A 14,061-nucleotide genomic window follows, 5' to 3' on the forward strand; every position below is an offset into this window, starting at 1 on the left:
TGTTATAAGGTACCTTTAGCTTTGATTTGCAGGTATTTATTAATCGTGTTTATGGATAATTCTTCTGGAGCTGTTAGTATAGACTGAATACCATATTTGGTTAATTCATTTACTATTAAACGCTTTTCAAAGTTAAATTTTTCTGCAATTACTTTGTCAAAAATATCATCTGTGTTTTTAGCCTTTTTTTCAGTGAGCTTAGTTAATTCTGTATTTTCAAAGAAAACGACTAATAAAACGTGATTTTTTGCAATAGCTCTTAGGTAAGGTAATTGTCTTTTTAAACTAGATAAGGATTCAAAATTAGTGTAAAGAATAATCAAACTGCGATGTGTAATCTTGTGTTTGATGTGTGCATATAACCTACCGAAATCACTTTCTACAAAGTTTGTATTAACTCTGTATAGTTGTTCCATGATTTTTTGTAATTGACTTATTTTGCTTTCAGCAGGAAGTTGGTTTGTGATATTCTCTGAGAAAGTCATTAATCCTACTTTATCATTTTTCTTAAGGATAACATTAGATAAGGCTAGGGTAGAGTTAATCGCATAATCAAGTAAAGATAGACCATTAAAAGGCATTTGCATCACACGTCCTCTATCGATAATATTATAAACAGATTCTGTATTCTCATCCTGAAATTGGTTGAGCATTAATTGACTAGATTTAGCAGTTGCTTTCCAGTTTATATTGCGTATATCGTCTCCTAATACATATTCTTTTATTTGTTCAAACTCAGTAGTAGTACCTATTTTTCTGATTTTTTTCATCCCAAAAGCATATTTGTTTTTAGAAAAAGCAATCAAATCATATTTCTTCATCTGAATGAAAGAAGGGTAGGTAGCTAAGGTAATGTCATCACAAAATACAAATCTTCTAGATACTAATCTAAGAGGACTAGATACATATATGTTTAACTTCCCAAAGACATATTCTCCTCTATTCGTAGGTCTTAAGGTATAACTAAGTGTTTTTTGCTCCTTAGAAGTCAGGGGTTTAGTGATTTCAAAATCTCTTTTTTGAAATTGAAAAGGGATCTCATCTATAATGTAGCATTGTACTGTGATATTATATTTATTCTCTATGGAGATATAAATGGTATTATCATCACCATTAGACAGTTTTTCTGGTAAGATACGCACAGCATCTATTTTATTCTTCTTGTTGAATAACAGTGTGATATCTACCAATATGATAGCAAAAAATAATATAAATAACCCCCAAACAACTTTATACAGTATTGGAAATATAAAGGCAAGTACAAATAGAGCTATAATAGTCCCTAAGACCATATACACTCGTTTTTGTAAATAAAGTTGCTTGAATAATTTAAACATAAGTATTGTCTTTATTATCTAGGAATATCTATTGATTCGATGATTTGATTTATAATGTCATTCGCTGTTAGCCCTTCCATCTCTCTTTCAGGTGATACTATGATACGGTGTTTTAGCACTGGTATAGCAGCTTCTTTAATATCCTCAGGTGTCACAAAGTCCCTGTTGTTAATAGCAGCGAATCCCTTGGCAGCATTTAGAATAGCAATAGAGGCACGAGGTGAAGCTCCTAGATATAACAGTGGATTAATACGAGTATCAGCAACGATCTTAGCAATGTATTCGATGATCTTTTCTTCAACGATAATTTCTTTGATTAGCTTTTGGAAAGAAATGATCTCATTAGGAGTAACTACTTTATTAATCATCGTAGTTTTCTTTTTATCTAATAATTCATGTTCTCTCTGAACGATGGCGATTTCTTCTTCTAATGAAGGATAGTCTATATTAATCTTAAATAAGAAACGGTCTAATTGTGCCTCAGGTAATCGATAAGTACCTTCTTGCTCAATAGGGTTCTGAGTAGCAATTACTAAGAAAGGTTCTTCCATTTTATAAGAATGCCCGTCTATTGTGATCTGTCTTTCTTCCATTACCTCAAATAAGGCAGCCTGAGTTTTAGCAGGAGCACGGTTTATCTCATCGATCAAGATTAGATTAGAAAATATAGGACCTTTTTTAAACTCAAACTCACTTTTTTGCATATTGAATATTGAGGTACCTAATATATCAGAAGGCATTAAATCTGGTGTGAACTGGATACGACTAAAGTCCATATCGATGGTCTGTGCCAGTAGTTTAGCAGAAAGTGTCTTAGCTACTCCTGGTACACCTTCTAATAGAATATGTCCATTAGCTAATAGAGACACAATGATTTGATCTATTGTTTTATCTTGACCAACGATTACTTTCTGTATCTCACTTTTGATTCCTTTTATCTTTTCTTGTAACAAACTCAAATCTAGTCTAGATTCGAAGTGTAAGTTTTCTTCTGGGGTTACTGTATTTTCCATAGTATATTTTTAATCAATGATTTTCTCAATTATTTTGTTTAATTCGATTAGCATTTCTTCTGATGCATAGTGTGGTGCAGCTTTAAACTGCTCTATAAACCTAACAAATTTGATGATATCTTCTTTATCCTTCTTGGTTTTGATATGTAAGTTGTTGATAAATAATTCATCTAGTTTGGAGGTGTCTAACCAATGTACACGTCTTATTTTCTCTAGAGTATATATTATATGTTTATTAATCAGGTCTTCGTAATCTTTATTTTGAATATAAAGGTTAGATACTGTTTTGGTAAACTCAACAGTAGTATTAGACAGTGGTGTGATAATAGGTATAACTCTTTGCTTTCTTTTAGCTGTGAAAATGATAAATACAAACAAAGTTCCTAGGAAGAAATACCACGCCCATGTCAAGGCTGGATGTTTAAACACAAATCTAAGAATAGAAGTAGAGTGGTACTCATTATCTCCTGGTAATCTAGATACTGTGAAGTAGGTATTCTGTTGAGGTAAGTAGGATAATATACCCTGAACATAAAGGTGATTATTACTTTCTAACAAATTATAGTTTGTAAATGCAATAGGTTGAAGTCCTAATATAAGTTGACCTGATCCTTTTTTATAGCGGATGAGGTTAGGATATTTGACTCCTTTATACTTTAAGTATCCTAGCACTTCTACCTTTGTACGTAGAGAATCTGGAATATCGAAGTAGTTTGTATTTAAGTCTTTTAACTGAAACGAATAAGTAGAAATATTCGGATTAGTCAATGTCACTGATACTTTATCTTGATCTAATAGTTCTTCTTGTAATGTATACTGTAGATGATTCATCTCTATACCTTCTATTAGCCCGTCTATATTATCTTGAAAGATAACAGCACTGTTTCCCTTTGCGATATAGTGATGTAAATTTACTCTAGCAAAAGAATCAATATACCCATAGCTCTTTAAAGAAAACAGTGTGCTGTTATGTACACTATCATATTTTTTATCTCTAAAGAAGTCATAGACGTTTCCTGTTATTCTGATTACACTATCATTAGGGAATATTTTCTCTATCTCCTGATCTAGTATATATGTCCCAAAGGGAATCTTATGTGTATTATCTAAAGTTTCGCGCCAATCTATCGGATCTACTTTATTAGACTCTATGAAATAAACAAAGCCCATAATCACGATAAAAAGGAACAACATTGTTTTTGTCGATTTACTCATTTTAGCTTTGTTTTAGTATAGTGTCAAATGACTGTTTTGCACGGTTAAACTCAGATTCCTCTATTTCGAATTCTCCATACCATATATTGTTATACAGATAAGAAAGGTACCTGAAATCCTCTTTTAGTTTGCTATCTTTTATTTCGTTTTGATAGTCAGAGTTTGTTTTTTCGATATGCCATTCGATCTCCTCTTTTTCTTGTAATCTCTGTAGAAGCCATAGGTAATAGTAACGAATACTTAGACGGTATTGTTGCTCTGCAATGGTTTTGCTTAATAGAGAAGGGAAGTCCACTACTTTAAGGTTTAACTCTATTTCATCTACCTGTATCTCCATCTTTTTAGCGCTCTTCTTGAATAGCCAATAGGCATCTTTCTGAATAACAGCTCTTGTGATATAATAAATTAAAAGAAAGATAACCACTATTCCACCTATTCTATAAAAAACTTGTAAGCGGCTACTTGTTTCATAGTCAATATCAAATTGTCTAAAGAAGTCAGTTAGTTGTTGATTAAACCATCGCTTAAAGCGCTTCCAAATAGAGTCTTTGTTAAGCTCTTCTTTATAATCGAAGTCTGGATCTTTCTTGTATTTCTTTTTATAATCTGTCTCAAATTTAGTAGGTACTACATCTGTACTCGTCTCCTCTAAGTACGGAAGTACATTGACAGGCTTAGCCTTGATAACTCCTTCTTCCTTAGCGTCTTCTTCATCTTGTGAAGACTCTACACCAGATACAATAGTATCCTGCTCTGCCTGCCCAAAATGAGGAGTAGAAAATGATAAAAATAATAGTATAAATAAGAATCTCTTCATTAGTTTTTTCCAATCATATCAATGTCTGTATGAGACTGTGTGTTTTCTTTTTGTTCTCTGATGCTGTAGTAAATTAATCCTTGATTAATCAACATAATATTGTTCATCACAAAAGATACTAGGGTACTTAGGATAATAATACCAATGACCATTAGTTTAAAACCTTGTGTCTCTTCTAGATCATAAGAACTTTTTTCACTGAATATTAATCCTCCATAGAACATTATCTGAGGGATTATGTTTACCATAGTAGTAACGATTTGAATTACTAGATAAACTAAGAAAGTGTTCCCAACAATAATCCAGAATTTACTTTTCAGCATATAATAAGCTGTTTGATAAGATTCAAAAAATCCACTTCTGTTAGTCACGTATTCATAATAAGCTAAGTTTATCCATGATGCAACAGCAGGAAGCATAATTATTAAAATAGGAATCCCTATTAATAAAAAGATTAAAACAGCTGCAATACAGAAAGCAATTATAATTAAGGGAAATATAGTGAAAAAAGAAGCAAGTGCGAAACCAAGTAGTCTCCAAATATCCTTTTTTAGCGGATTAGTGATATGCTTTATATCTTGATAATCCTTAGGGTGTTCTACCATCGCCTTTAGATAGTATACAGGATATGACATAGCTATAATACTTATAAGAATACTAACAATCCCCGCTACTAAGACAATTAAGAAGAAAAGACCAGCATTATTGTCCATGAATGTGTCTAATGATGAGTTATTTGCAGTGCTAGACGCTGAAAATACCATATCAAATAAGAAGTAAGTACATACAAATAAGCCTAGTAATAGTATACCACATAGGGCAAAGTAATTTTTGAAGAATGGTTTTCCTTCTATTTTAAAGAATGATATCGTATCATTCATTAAATCACTGAAATCTCTTTTTTTAAAAACAACAAACATAGATTATAATTTAATAAGTTTTGAATATACTTTTCTAGGATAGATGAAGAAGTAATAAATAATGATAGAGAATGTACCTAGTATAATTATATAATTTAGCACATCAGGCATCTCTTTAGCATAGCGCGTTATAAAGCCTTCTATAAAAGCAGCTGTGATAACGAATGGCACCATCGCTAAGAATATTTTAAATCCATTCTTAAACCCTCGAATAAAGGAATTCTTTCTCGAGAAGGTCTTAGGAAATAATAAGCTACCCCCAAATACAAAGCCAGCAAATGCCTCAATGATGATCCCTGTGATCTCTATAGCTCCATGTAGCCATATTCCTCTAAAGCTATCCATAAAAGCATTTTCTCTGATAAACATGTATTGGAAAGCTCCTACCATAATACCATTATAGAGTAGATAGAATAGTGTGCCTAATCCTGCAAAGATTCCATAGATGAAAAACTTCAGAGACACAAATAGATTGTTAAACGTTATACCGATAAAGCTTCCCCAGTTACTCCCAGACTTATAGATACCCATAGCATCATCATTCTGAATATTTTCTATTGTTAGGTTAACGTAATGATCTCCTAATATCAAACGAATAAACTCTAAATCATAATGAGCAGAAACAAAACCAATACCTACAATGATCAGAAAGGTTAGTACAGAAAAGTAAAGATAATTGCGATTTTCATGCACAACTAGAGGAACTTCTGTCTTAAAGAAATAAACTAGTCTATTTTCTTCAATACGTTTTGTTTTGTAAATTTTTTGATAAGTTTGCGCTGCTAAAATATTGAGATATTGTGTAACTTTACTCTTGGGATAATAAGTTTGTGCATAGGATAAGTCATTCATTATCTGAATGTACATATCAGCCAAGTAATCAGGTTTATGAATTGAGTTAGAATATATTGTGTGTTCGTATTCAATCCATTTTTCTTTATTATATTTGATAAAAGCGACTTCTCTCATTTAAAGCAGATAATTTATGGCTAATTTAACAATAAATACAACACAAAATATCAAAATAGAATTTAAAACTGCGTCTCTTGGCGAAAGAATGTTGGCTTCTATTTTAGATCTTTTTTTTAAAGGATTGTATTTGATTTTGATTTTTTATATAATAAATCAATTAAGAATAGTTAATGCTTTTATGGATGAATGGTCAAAAATAGCAATTGTAATAATCCTAGTTTCTCCTGCTTTATTTTATACTCTATTTTTTGAGACGATCATGCAAGGAGCTACTCCAGGTAAGAAGATCATGAGGATTAAGGTGATTAAGATAGATGGGTATGAAGCTTCTGTGGTAGACTATGCTAGCCGTTGGGTAATGAGATTAGTAGATTTTTGGATAGGTTCGGCAGCAGTTGGTTTAATTACTATTGTATGTACAGATAAGAGTCAGCGATTAGGTGATATTTTAGCAGGTACAGCAGTGATATCTGTTAAAGAAAGATTACTTTTGTCATCCACTATTTTTCAGGAAGTAGAGGAGGAGTACACGCCTTTATTTTCGCAAGTGTTAAGTTTAACCGATAAGGATGTTTATATTATAAAAGAAGCTTTAACTACTTTTAAGGCTAATAGAGATCACGAGCTATTAGAGAAGCTAGTACTCAAACTTAAGAGCGTACTAGGTATAGGTGAGCTGAAGACACTCTCAGATCAGGAGTTTATAGAAACGGTATTAAAAGACTACAATTATTTAACAGCTAAGGTTTAGCAGATTATTTTTATACTATTTAATGTTTAATTTTTTCGATATTTTAGATTTGCTCGGAACATTAGCTTTTGCAATTTCGGGAGCATTAGCAGGGCGTGAAAGAAGGTTAGATCTGTTTGGGATGACTATTTTAGCATTCGCGACAGCTATAGGAGGTGGTACTATCAGAGATATGATGATCGGGTGGACACCCGTGATGTGGCTGACCAACCTTAGTTATTTCTATGTAACCTTATTAGGGGTAGCTATGGCCATCGTGTTCTATAAGAAATTTAACTTCTTGCGTTATTCTCTTTTCTTATTTGATACCATAGGTATCGCTGTGTTTACACTAATCGGTATAGAGAAAGGGATGACAGTGGGCTTACATCCGATTATCTGCGTTACCTTAGGTACGATTACCGCTTGTTTTGGAGGGGTTATTCGCGATATTTTAGCGAATAAGATTCCACTTATTTTTAAACAAGAGATCTATGCTACAGCATGTATCCTTGGAGGTTTAGTATATTATTTGCTAAACTATTTTGAGTTGAGTAAGGACATATTATACGTTGGTACAGCAGGTATTATTATTTTAATTAGAGTGTTAGCTGTGAAGTATAAGTGGAGTTTGCCATTTGCAAATATGTAGACTTATTCTCTTTAGAGAAGTAAGTATGTATAGTAGATAAGGTGTATAGTACAGATCATGATGTAGTGTACACTTTTTTTTGTTTTGTATATTAGCCATTAATAAGTAAAGATAAATGTGCTGTATTATGGATTTTGATAATCGAAATAGTTTAGTGTATAACGATCAATTAATCACGATAAAATCAATAGTGAATCAGTTTTATTATGTAAGTTATTGTGATTAAGAGCTAGTTCTAATCTGGAAGCAGTTTTATTTCTGTCTCCCTTGATTTGAGTCCGTAGTGAGTCCGTTATGAGTCTGTAGTAAGTCCGTTAAATCAAATAAAATAACGGATACAATATTGATATACAGTATCATCATATAGGTTTTAAACAAAATGAAACTAGTACAAGATACATACTTAAGTGGAATAGAAGACTAATCTGAGGTTAGGCCTGGATAGTAGTTCTATTATGATTTAAAAATAGTTTACAGAGTAGGTTAGCCATAGACACTAATATAAGTATAGAGGTTAACCCAATAGTATTATACCATAGATAATGAATAGGAGTAGTGATGTATAGTATAATAATAGTAATTTGAGTTACTAAGATACTGTAAAATAAAGCTTTATAATTGTTTTTAAAGTACATAGTCGCTAGTAAAACACCTAGTAAAGTTCCAGAAAATAGAGATGAGTACGCCCATAGGATTTGGATAAGATTTAGAAATACAGGAATGTTATATACTATAAGTAGAACAAGGCTGATAATAAAAATAGTAACCATATCACTAGACCTTTTATGCTCTAGTTGTCTTAGAATAACTGGGTTGGTATGAGATAATAGTTTTTTTGTTTTTTTTGACAGCCAATTTATTTCATGTAATCCAATTGAAATCAGACAAATAAAAAACAAAGCCATGATAATACCTGTAATTCCTGTAGGTACATGAAAATTGATAAAATGAAGAAGTATAAAATCAGAATCGTTCACTTCTACATTGTGATTGGCTTTTTTGATTAGCTTTTTAGCTTCTACCTGTAGCTTATTGGCATTTTCTGTCAAGCTTAATATCTGATCTTTTAAGATTTGATTACTATAGTTCTGATAGATTTGCCCACTGTATAAGAAACTGGCTTCTTTCTTTAAGTTTAATATTTTTTGATATTCTTGTTTGATTTGATCGTATTGTTCTGCATATTCAGATTGATATACTGTGTGTACATTATGAGGGTTATAGTGCAATGGTGCATCGTTAAACTGATAAAATGTAAATAATACACATCCTGTTAGTAGAATAAAGAAGTGAAAAGGGACGTTGAATAACCCGTTGATAATAAGTCCATCCTTCGTTTTATCAGAGTATTTACTCTGTCTATATATCTGTAGAATCTTTGTATCCATTGATAATAGAGCTACAAATAGTATGGTTCCGTTTACTAAACACTTGACTAAGTCAAAATTATCTTTTAAGGCAAGGTCACTATCTATAACAGTAAGTTTATCAAAAGAGGCGGTAAAGCTTAATGTATCATCTAGATACATGCCTTCTGGAAGCTTATATAATATAGTCAGAAAGATGATAGTAGTTATGATAACGGCGTATAATAGCTGATTTCGTCTTGGGAATAAATTGGTATTATTTTTTAAAAAAATACTTAGAACTATAAAAAGAGCTCCAATGATCAACAGCAAGATTTTGAAATCTATTTTTAATAATATAGATAGTATCATAGCCATAGCATAGAATGTGATCGTAAGAATCAGTAATCTTAAAATTAGATATATAGCGCTAGTTAAATAATAGACTCTTTTATTAGACTTTGTTTTAATGTATTCAAATGCACTTTTTATATTATGTGTTTTATACTTAGGTATAATTAAGAATATAACGATAAATACTGCGATAGGAATCCCTAGGTATAACTGTAGGAATGTCATTCCCTGTGAATACGCTTGTCCAGGAAGAGAGATAAAAGTGTATATAAAAGATTGTACTGCTATAATCTTGAAACCATAGTGTAGTGTTGACTTTTCGTAAATAGAATTATTATCTGCTTTATTAAGCTTAAAATGCTTAATGGTGATAACAATAAATAAAATTAGTATGAAAATACTCCAATCAATTGCATTCATTTCAACGAAATTAAGGAGGTATAAATTGCAAATGATCTTGTGATACTGTTCTTTATATAGCTAGAATGGAATCTATGACCTTCTATAAAGTGTACAGTATAGATAAGTATTCGTGTTTTGAAGTAGTTTTATTGATTAGTTGTGACTTTATAAAAAAAAGACTAGTAAAACCTAAAAATAGGTTAACTAGCCTTTCTTCTACTACCATTTGACTATTTAAACCGAACTGGTAAATACAAAATGTGTGCCATTATTATATTGTAGGGTTGTCGATATCCTCTTTTTTATTGACTATAACAATTCCTTTTTGTAATAGTAAGCTGTTAGGGTAAGATATCTTCTCGTTCTCTGGAGTAAGTAATATAGTACAGAATGCTTTGATATCAATGATTTTGGCTTCTATAGGAAAGTCCTTGTCTTGTAATTTTATAGTATCTCCTATTCTAAATGGAAATGAGAAGAATAGTAATATTCCTGCTGTGATATTACTTAATAAAGACCACTGAGCAAACATCGCTACACCTATTACTGTAAAAACAGAGGTTAAGGTCACCATAAAATTCTCTGCTTTTACTCCCCAAATAGTTAGTATAAGCACTAGAAAAATAACAGATAGAAGCGTATTAAATAATCTGATAATCAGTAGTACACGACTATCTTTACGCTGTTCTTTAGTAGAAAAAGATCGGATGATATATCCTACTAATTTTCTACATGGAATGTATAGAGCTAAGGTAATTACAGTCGCTATAATCTCTGTGTAATATTCTTTTAGCATATTTATTTCTTAATGAATTTCAATAATTCTTCTACAAGTTCTTTAGTTGGCAGGCCTACTATATTAGTATATGAGCCATCTATTCTATCTATTCCGACTAGTCCTATCCACTCTTGTATACCATAAGCCCCTGCCTTGTCATAAGGTTTATATTGGTCTATGTAGAAATACAGTGCTTCATCAGACAGGTCAGAGAAACTCACTTTAGTAATACAGTGAAAGACGCTCACTTTGTCTTTGCTCTTTAAGCATACAGAACTAATCACTTCGTGCTCATGACCACATAAGCTCTTCAGCATCGTATAGGCTTCGTCTCTATTCTCAGGTTTACCTAGTGAGATATGATTATTCCACACTGTAGTGTCACTGGTGATGATGATTTCGTTATCATGCTGTAGTTCTATAGCCTCAGCTTTAGCTTTAGCGATATAGTCAGTGATTTGTTCTCTTACAAGCTCTTCAGGATAAGACTCATCTATATCTGAAGCTCTAACGGTAAAGGAGAAACCTAAATCTGTTAAGTATTGTTTACGTCTAGGAGAGTTAGATCCTAGTACAATATTATAATCCTTTAATAGCTTATTAAGCATAACGTTTATTAGTCAAATTTAGCGTTAAAGTGTTGAAACCACTTTTGTTGTGTTTTCATTACTTGTTCGATTACATCTCTGACAGCTCCTCTACCACCATTAAGATGAGAGATATACTTAGAGATTCTTTTTATTTCTGGTGCAGCATCCTGAGGAGCAGTAGGTAGAGCTACTTCCTGCATAATATGATAGTCAGGTATATCATCACCCATGTATAATACAGTATTAGGATCGATATTATTAGCAGCTATATATTCTTTAAACACTTTTACTTTATCAGGTACTCCTAAGTAGATGTCTTTCACCCCTAGGTTAGCAAACCTTGTACGTACTCCTTCATTACTACCTCCCGAAATGATACATACATTATATCCGTTTTCGATAGCAGCTTTCATGGCATAGCCGTCTCTAATGTACATTTCTCTTAGTAAATTTCCTTCTTGTGTTACGTGTACAGTACCATCCGTTAGTACACCATCTACATCAAATATGAATGTAGTGATGTCATTCATTATTTCTTTAAAATGTTTAGACATTAGTTGTTTTGTATTGAATTAGTTATAAGTTTATATATTTCTTTTTTTATAGGGTCATTTAGAGCTTCTAGATGACGATCTATAGTTCCTTGATCATTACGTGCAGCTGGTCCTGTCTGTGCTTCTCTAGGCGATAAGGTCTGTACCTTAGTCGCTGTTTCTAGAATTAAAGGCTTTAGAATGTCAAAAGGAACCATATTCTCTTTACAAATATCTTCTCCTAGTTTAAAAAGATGATTTGTAAAATTATTTACAAATACTGCTGCTAGATGTATAGACTGTCTCTGATCTGTAGAGATCTTATACACTCTTTCAGAAAAAGATAAAGCTAACTTTTCTAAAAGTTCAAAATCTTGTTTATTACTAGCTTCGATACAATAAGGGATAAGGCTGAAATCAACCTCTTTATCTATCGAGAAGGTCTGTAGCATATAGAAAACTCCTTTTCTACTAGTGTTAGCGATAGAACTCATAGGCTTAGTCCCTGAGGTATGTACCACAAAAGCGTCTTTTAAAGGGATAGCTGAAGAGACTTCTTCTATAGCGTCATCACTGACTGCAATGATGAAAATATCTGCGGGTTTTAGCTCATTGATATCTGAAATAATTTGATTCTGAGAGACTAAGTTCTTAACTTTGTTAGGAGTTCGTGCATACACTTGTTGTAAACAAATATTGTCGTGTTCTAAAAAGTTTAGTATCAAGTGATGAGCAACTTTGCCAGAACCTAAAATGGATATTGTAATCATAGCAGTGAAGTTTAGCATTTATTTGTAAACAGATAGTGTGTAAAAATAATAATTTGTAATGAGAAAAGATATAGAAAACATAGAAGATATTAAGGTATTAGTAGATACCTTTTATGGAAGAGTACAAGAGAATGAGTTTATAGGACCTATTTTTAATAGTAAATTAGAAGGAAGATGGCCTGAGCACTTAGAAAAAATGTATGCCTTCTGGCAAACTATTCTATTGGAAGAATATACATATAGAGGCAAACCTTTTCCTCCTCATGCACAGCTACCTGTAGAAGGTGAGCATTTCGAAGAGTGGAAAAGGATCTTTAATGGTACTGTAGATGAACTGTATGAAGGTAAAATAGCAGATGAGGCCAAATGGCGTGCAGAGCGTATGGCTGCGATGTTTTTAAGTAAGATAGAATACTTTAGAGAGGCAGGAATGAAGCCATTGGAGTAAAGTGTAAGTACATTATAAAGTAAAAGGGACATAGTAAAATTGCTATGTCCCTTTTTTGATAAAATTAACTTTATTATTACAATGAGTCGAGATTTAAATAGAGTGAAAATGTAAATCCTTTACAGTTCAAGTTATTTAAAATTATTAAGCTTTTTATTATGTTAAAATGATAAAAGGCTTTCTTGTAAAAGAAGAAAAAGGCCTTCATCTTTAGATTTGAAGAGGTATTTTGCTAAAAAACTGCTAATAAAAATGTAATTACCCTACTCTTTGTAATAAATCGCGAAAAGTGATTGTTTGTTATTTATCATGTTTCTTTTTTTAAGACTGTGATTTTATGTGATTTCTTTTTTTTTATTCGTTTACTAATCTTGTTTATTTGTAATTAATTCAAATAGTGTTTTGTTGTTGTTTTGTTTTGTTTTTGCAATTTATTCATGTTATTTGTGTTTATATATTGTGAAATTGCTTAAAAAATAAGCTTAATATTAAATATAATTAATTAGTCGTAATTTTGTTGGAGTTAGTTATGAAGAAGTAATTCAAGAAAAAAAGTAAAATTATGATTAAGAAAATTATTCCATTAGCAGCACTCTTTTTTAGTGGGTATGCAACAGCTCAAGTTGGGGTTGGGGTTAAAAAACCTGCAGAAGCAACTATGCTTGATATATCAGCTAAAGATAAAGGAGTTTTGCTTCCTAGAGTAACTTTATTAAGTGAAACAGATACAAGTACAATAAAAGGAGAACATATAGAAAGTTTATTGGTCTATAATATTGGAACCACTAATTTAAAAGCTGGATTTTATTATTGGTTTGAGAACAAGTGGATTCCTTTGATGTCGGGATCAACTATAACCGATACGACTAATAAATCATTTACAATAAGTGAGGATAAGGAAAAATTAGTAATTACTGATAGTCAAAATAATGTAGTAGCTCTTGCTATTAAAGATATTGCTAATAATAGTGTTTTTATAACTGAATTAGCTGACAATAAGGAATTCGTTAATAATCTTATTAAGAATAATGATTTCATTACTCAATTAGTAGAGAACAAAGAGTTCATTACTAAGTTAGGAGATAGCACAGAGTTTATTGAAAACATTATCAATAAGCTAGAAGGAGAGTACGGAAATGTAAGCTATGATACAGAAAAGAATCAGTTCTTCTATATCAAGGATG

14 protein-coding genes and 1 pseudogene are annotated in these 14,061 nt (G+C 31.6%); 4 read left to right on the top strand and 11 right to left on the bottom strand.

Features of this window, described 5'->3' with window-relative positions; genetic code table 11:
* Nucleotides 1-2: 2 nt before the first annotated feature.
* Genes AABL85_RS15035 through AABL85_RS15060 form a run of 6 tightly spaced genes read right to left on the bottom strand, consistent with a single transcriptional unit; the run spans nt 3 to nt 6,271 of the window.
* Nucleotides 3-1,337 carry a DUF58 domain-containing protein gene (locus AABL85_RS15035; protein WP_341310681.1) on the bottom strand — a complete coding sequence of 445 codons (1,335 nt, stop codon included), beginning with the start codon at nt 1,335-1,337 and terminating at the stop codon, nt 3-5.
* Between the two features lie 14 nt (nt 1,338-1,351).
* Nucleotides 1,352-2,350: a MoxR family ATPase gene (locus AABL85_RS15040; RefSeq protein ID WP_341310682.1), complete on the bottom strand. Its 999-nt coding sequence runs from the start codon at nt 2,348-2,350 to the stop codon at nt 1,352-1,354.
* A 9-nt stretch (nt 2,351-2,359) separates the two neighbouring features.
* On the bottom strand, nt 2,360-3,565 hold the full coding sequence (locus tag AABL85_RS15045; RefSeq protein ID WP_341310683.1) for a hypothetical protein: 1,206 nt from the start codon (nt 3,563-3,565) through the stop codon (nt 2,360-2,362).
* 1 nt (nt 3,566) lies between these two features.
* The gene (locus AABL85_RS15050) at nt 3,567-4,382 is read right to left on the bottom strand and encodes a DUF4129 domain-containing protein (RefSeq protein WP_341310684.1); all 816 of its coding nucleotides are present in this window, start codon (nt 4,380-4,382) and stop codon (nt 3,567-3,569) included.
* Complete coding sequence (locus AABL85_RS15055) at nt 4,382-5,302, bottom strand: hypothetical protein (RefSeq protein ID WP_341310685.1); 921 nt, start codon at nt 5,300-5,302, stop codon at nt 4,382-4,384. The genes AABL85_RS15050 and AABL85_RS15055 overlap by 1 nt, the downstream gene beginning before the upstream one ends.
* Nucleotides 5,303-5,305: 3 nt before the next feature.
* The gene (locus AABL85_RS15060; protein ID WP_341310686.1) at nt 5,306-6,271 is read right to left on the bottom strand and encodes a stage II sporulation protein M; all 966 of its coding nucleotides are present in this window, start codon (nt 6,269-6,271) and stop codon (nt 5,306-5,308) included.
* 16 nt (nt 6,272-6,287) lie between these two features.
* Here AABL85_RS15060 and AABL85_RS15065 point away from each other — a divergent pair, with 16 nt between their 5' ends.
* Nucleotides 6,288-7,025 (top strand): RDD family protein, encoded by a 738-nt coding sequence (locus AABL85_RS15065; RefSeq protein WP_341310687.1) that lies wholly within the window; start codon nt 6,288-6,290, stop codon nt 7,023-7,025.
* Between the two features lie 22 nt (nt 7,026-7,047).
* Nucleotides 7,048-7,656: a trimeric intracellular cation channel family protein gene (locus AABL85_RS15070; protein WP_341310688.1), complete on the top strand. Its 609-nt coding sequence runs from the start codon at nt 7,048-7,050 to the stop codon at nt 7,654-7,656.
* A gap of 431 nt (nt 7,657-8,087) precedes the next feature.
* Here the strand turns inward: AABL85_RS15070 and AABL85_RS15075 are convergent, their stop codons facing one another.
* The 5 genes from AABL85_RS15075 to AABL85_RS15095 all read right to left on the bottom strand — a co-directional run bounded on the left by AABL85_RS15075 (nt 8,088) and on the right by AABL85_RS15095 (nt 12,429).
* Nucleotides 8,088-9,776 carry a hypothetical protein gene (locus AABL85_RS15075; protein WP_341310689.1) on the bottom strand — a complete coding sequence of 563 codons (1,689 nt, stop codon included), beginning with the start codon at nt 9,774-9,776 and terminating at the stop codon, nt 8,088-8,090.
* Nucleotides 9,777-10,029: 253 nt separating this feature from the next.
* The gene (locus tag AABL85_RS15080; RefSeq protein ID WP_341310690.1) at nt 10,030-10,554 is read right to left on the bottom strand and encodes a mechanosensitive ion channel domain-containing protein; all 525 of its coding nucleotides are present in this window, start codon (nt 10,552-10,554) and stop codon (nt 10,030-10,032) included.
* 2 nt (nt 10,555-10,556) lie between these two features.
* Nucleotides 10,557-11,144, bottom strand: coding sequence for a Maf family nucleotide pyrophosphatase (locus tag AABL85_RS15085; protein WP_341310691.1), 588 nt, complete (start codon nt 11,142-11,144; stop codon nt 10,557-10,559).
* Nucleotides 11,145-11,152: 8 nt separating this feature from the next.
* Entirely contained in the window at nt 11,153-11,680 is a 528-nt protein-coding gene (locus AABL85_RS15090; RefSeq protein WP_341310692.1) for an HAD-IIIA family hydrolase, read from the bottom strand.
* Nucleotides 11,680-12,429: a DUF2520 domain-containing protein gene (locus tag AABL85_RS15095; RefSeq protein WP_341310693.1), complete on the bottom strand. Its 750-nt coding sequence runs from the start codon at nt 12,427-12,429 to the stop codon at nt 11,680-11,682. The genes AABL85_RS15090 and AABL85_RS15095 overlap by 1 nt, the downstream gene beginning before the upstream one ends.
* 58 nt (nt 12,430-12,487) lie before the next feature.
* On the opposite strand from AABL85_RS15095, the gene AABL85_RS15100 reads away from it, so the two are divergent.
* Both AABL85_RS15100 and AABL85_RS15105 read left to right on the top strand, forming a co-directional pair.
* On the top strand, nt 12,488-12,877 hold the full coding sequence (locus AABL85_RS15100) for a group III truncated hemoglobin (protein ID WP_006259418.1): 390 nt from the start codon (nt 12,488-12,490) through the stop codon (nt 12,875-12,877).
* A 562-nt stretch (nt 12,878-13,439) separates the two neighbouring features.
* Nucleotides 13,440-14,061: pseudogene (locus AABL85_RS15105) on the top strand (hypothetical protein); the annotation flags it as partial.

Origin of the sequence: Myroides odoratimimus, assembly GCF_038039805.1 — a bacterium.
GTDB classification, from domain to species: Bacteria; Bacteroidota; Bacteroidia; order Flavobacteriales; family Flavobacteriaceae; genus Flavobacterium; species Flavobacterium odoratimimum_B.

What these genes read in the sequence shown, in the direction of transcription:
- AABL85_RS15035 (WP_341310681.1), bottom strand. Translation starts at nt 1,337, where the DNA reads ATGTTTAAATTATTCAAGCAACTTTATTTACAAAAACGAGTGTATATG.
- AABL85_RS15040 (WP_341310682.1), bottom strand. Translation starts at nt 2,350, where the DNA reads ATGGAAAATACAGTAACCCCAGAAGAAAACTTACACTTCGAATCTAGA.
- AABL85_RS15045 (WP_341310683.1), bottom strand. Translation starts at nt 3,565, where the DNA reads ATGAGTAAATCGACAAAAACAATGTTGTTCCTTTTTATCGTGATTATG.
- AABL85_RS15050 (WP_341310684.1), bottom strand. Translation starts at nt 4,382, where the DNA reads ATGAAGAGATTCTTATTTATACTATTATTTTTATCATTTTCTACTCCT.
- AABL85_RS15055 (WP_341310685.1), bottom strand. Translation starts at nt 5,302, where the DNA reads ATGTTTGTTGTTTTTAAAAAAAGAGATTTCAGTGATTTAATGAATGAT.
- AABL85_RS15060 (WP_341310686.1), bottom strand. Translation starts at nt 6,271, where the DNA reads ATGAGAGAAGTCGCTTTTATCAAATATAATAAAGAAAAATGGATTGAA.
- AABL85_RS15065 (WP_341310687.1), top strand. Translation starts at nt 6,288, where the DNA reads ATGGCTAATTTAACAATAAATACAACACAAAATATCAAAATAGAATTT.
- AABL85_RS15070 (WP_341310688.1), top strand. Translation starts at nt 7,048, where the DNA reads ATGTTTAATTTTTTCGATATTTTAGATTTGCTCGGAACATTAGCTTTT.
- AABL85_RS15075 (WP_341310689.1), bottom strand. Translation starts at nt 9,776, where the DNA reads ATGAATGCAATTGATTGGAGTATTTTCATACTAATTTTATTTATTGTT.
- AABL85_RS15080 (WP_341310690.1), bottom strand. Translation starts at nt 10,554, where the DNA reads ATGCTAAAAGAATATTACACAGAGATTATAGCGACTGTAATTACCTTA.
- AABL85_RS15085 (WP_341310691.1), bottom strand. Translation starts at nt 11,144, where the DNA reads ATGCTTAATAAGCTATTAAAGGATTATAATATTGTACTAGGATCTAAC.
- AABL85_RS15090 (WP_341310692.1), bottom strand. Translation starts at nt 11,680, where the DNA reads ATGTCTAAACATTTTAAAGAAATAATGAATGACATCACTACATTCATA.
- AABL85_RS15095 (WP_341310693.1), bottom strand. Translation starts at nt 12,429, where the DNA reads ATGATTACAATATCCATTTTAGGTTCTGGCAAAGTTGCTCATCACTTG.
- AABL85_RS15100 (WP_006259418.1), top strand. Translation starts at nt 12,488, where the DNA reads ATGAGAAAAGATATAGAAAACATAGAAGATATTAAGGTATTAGTAGAT.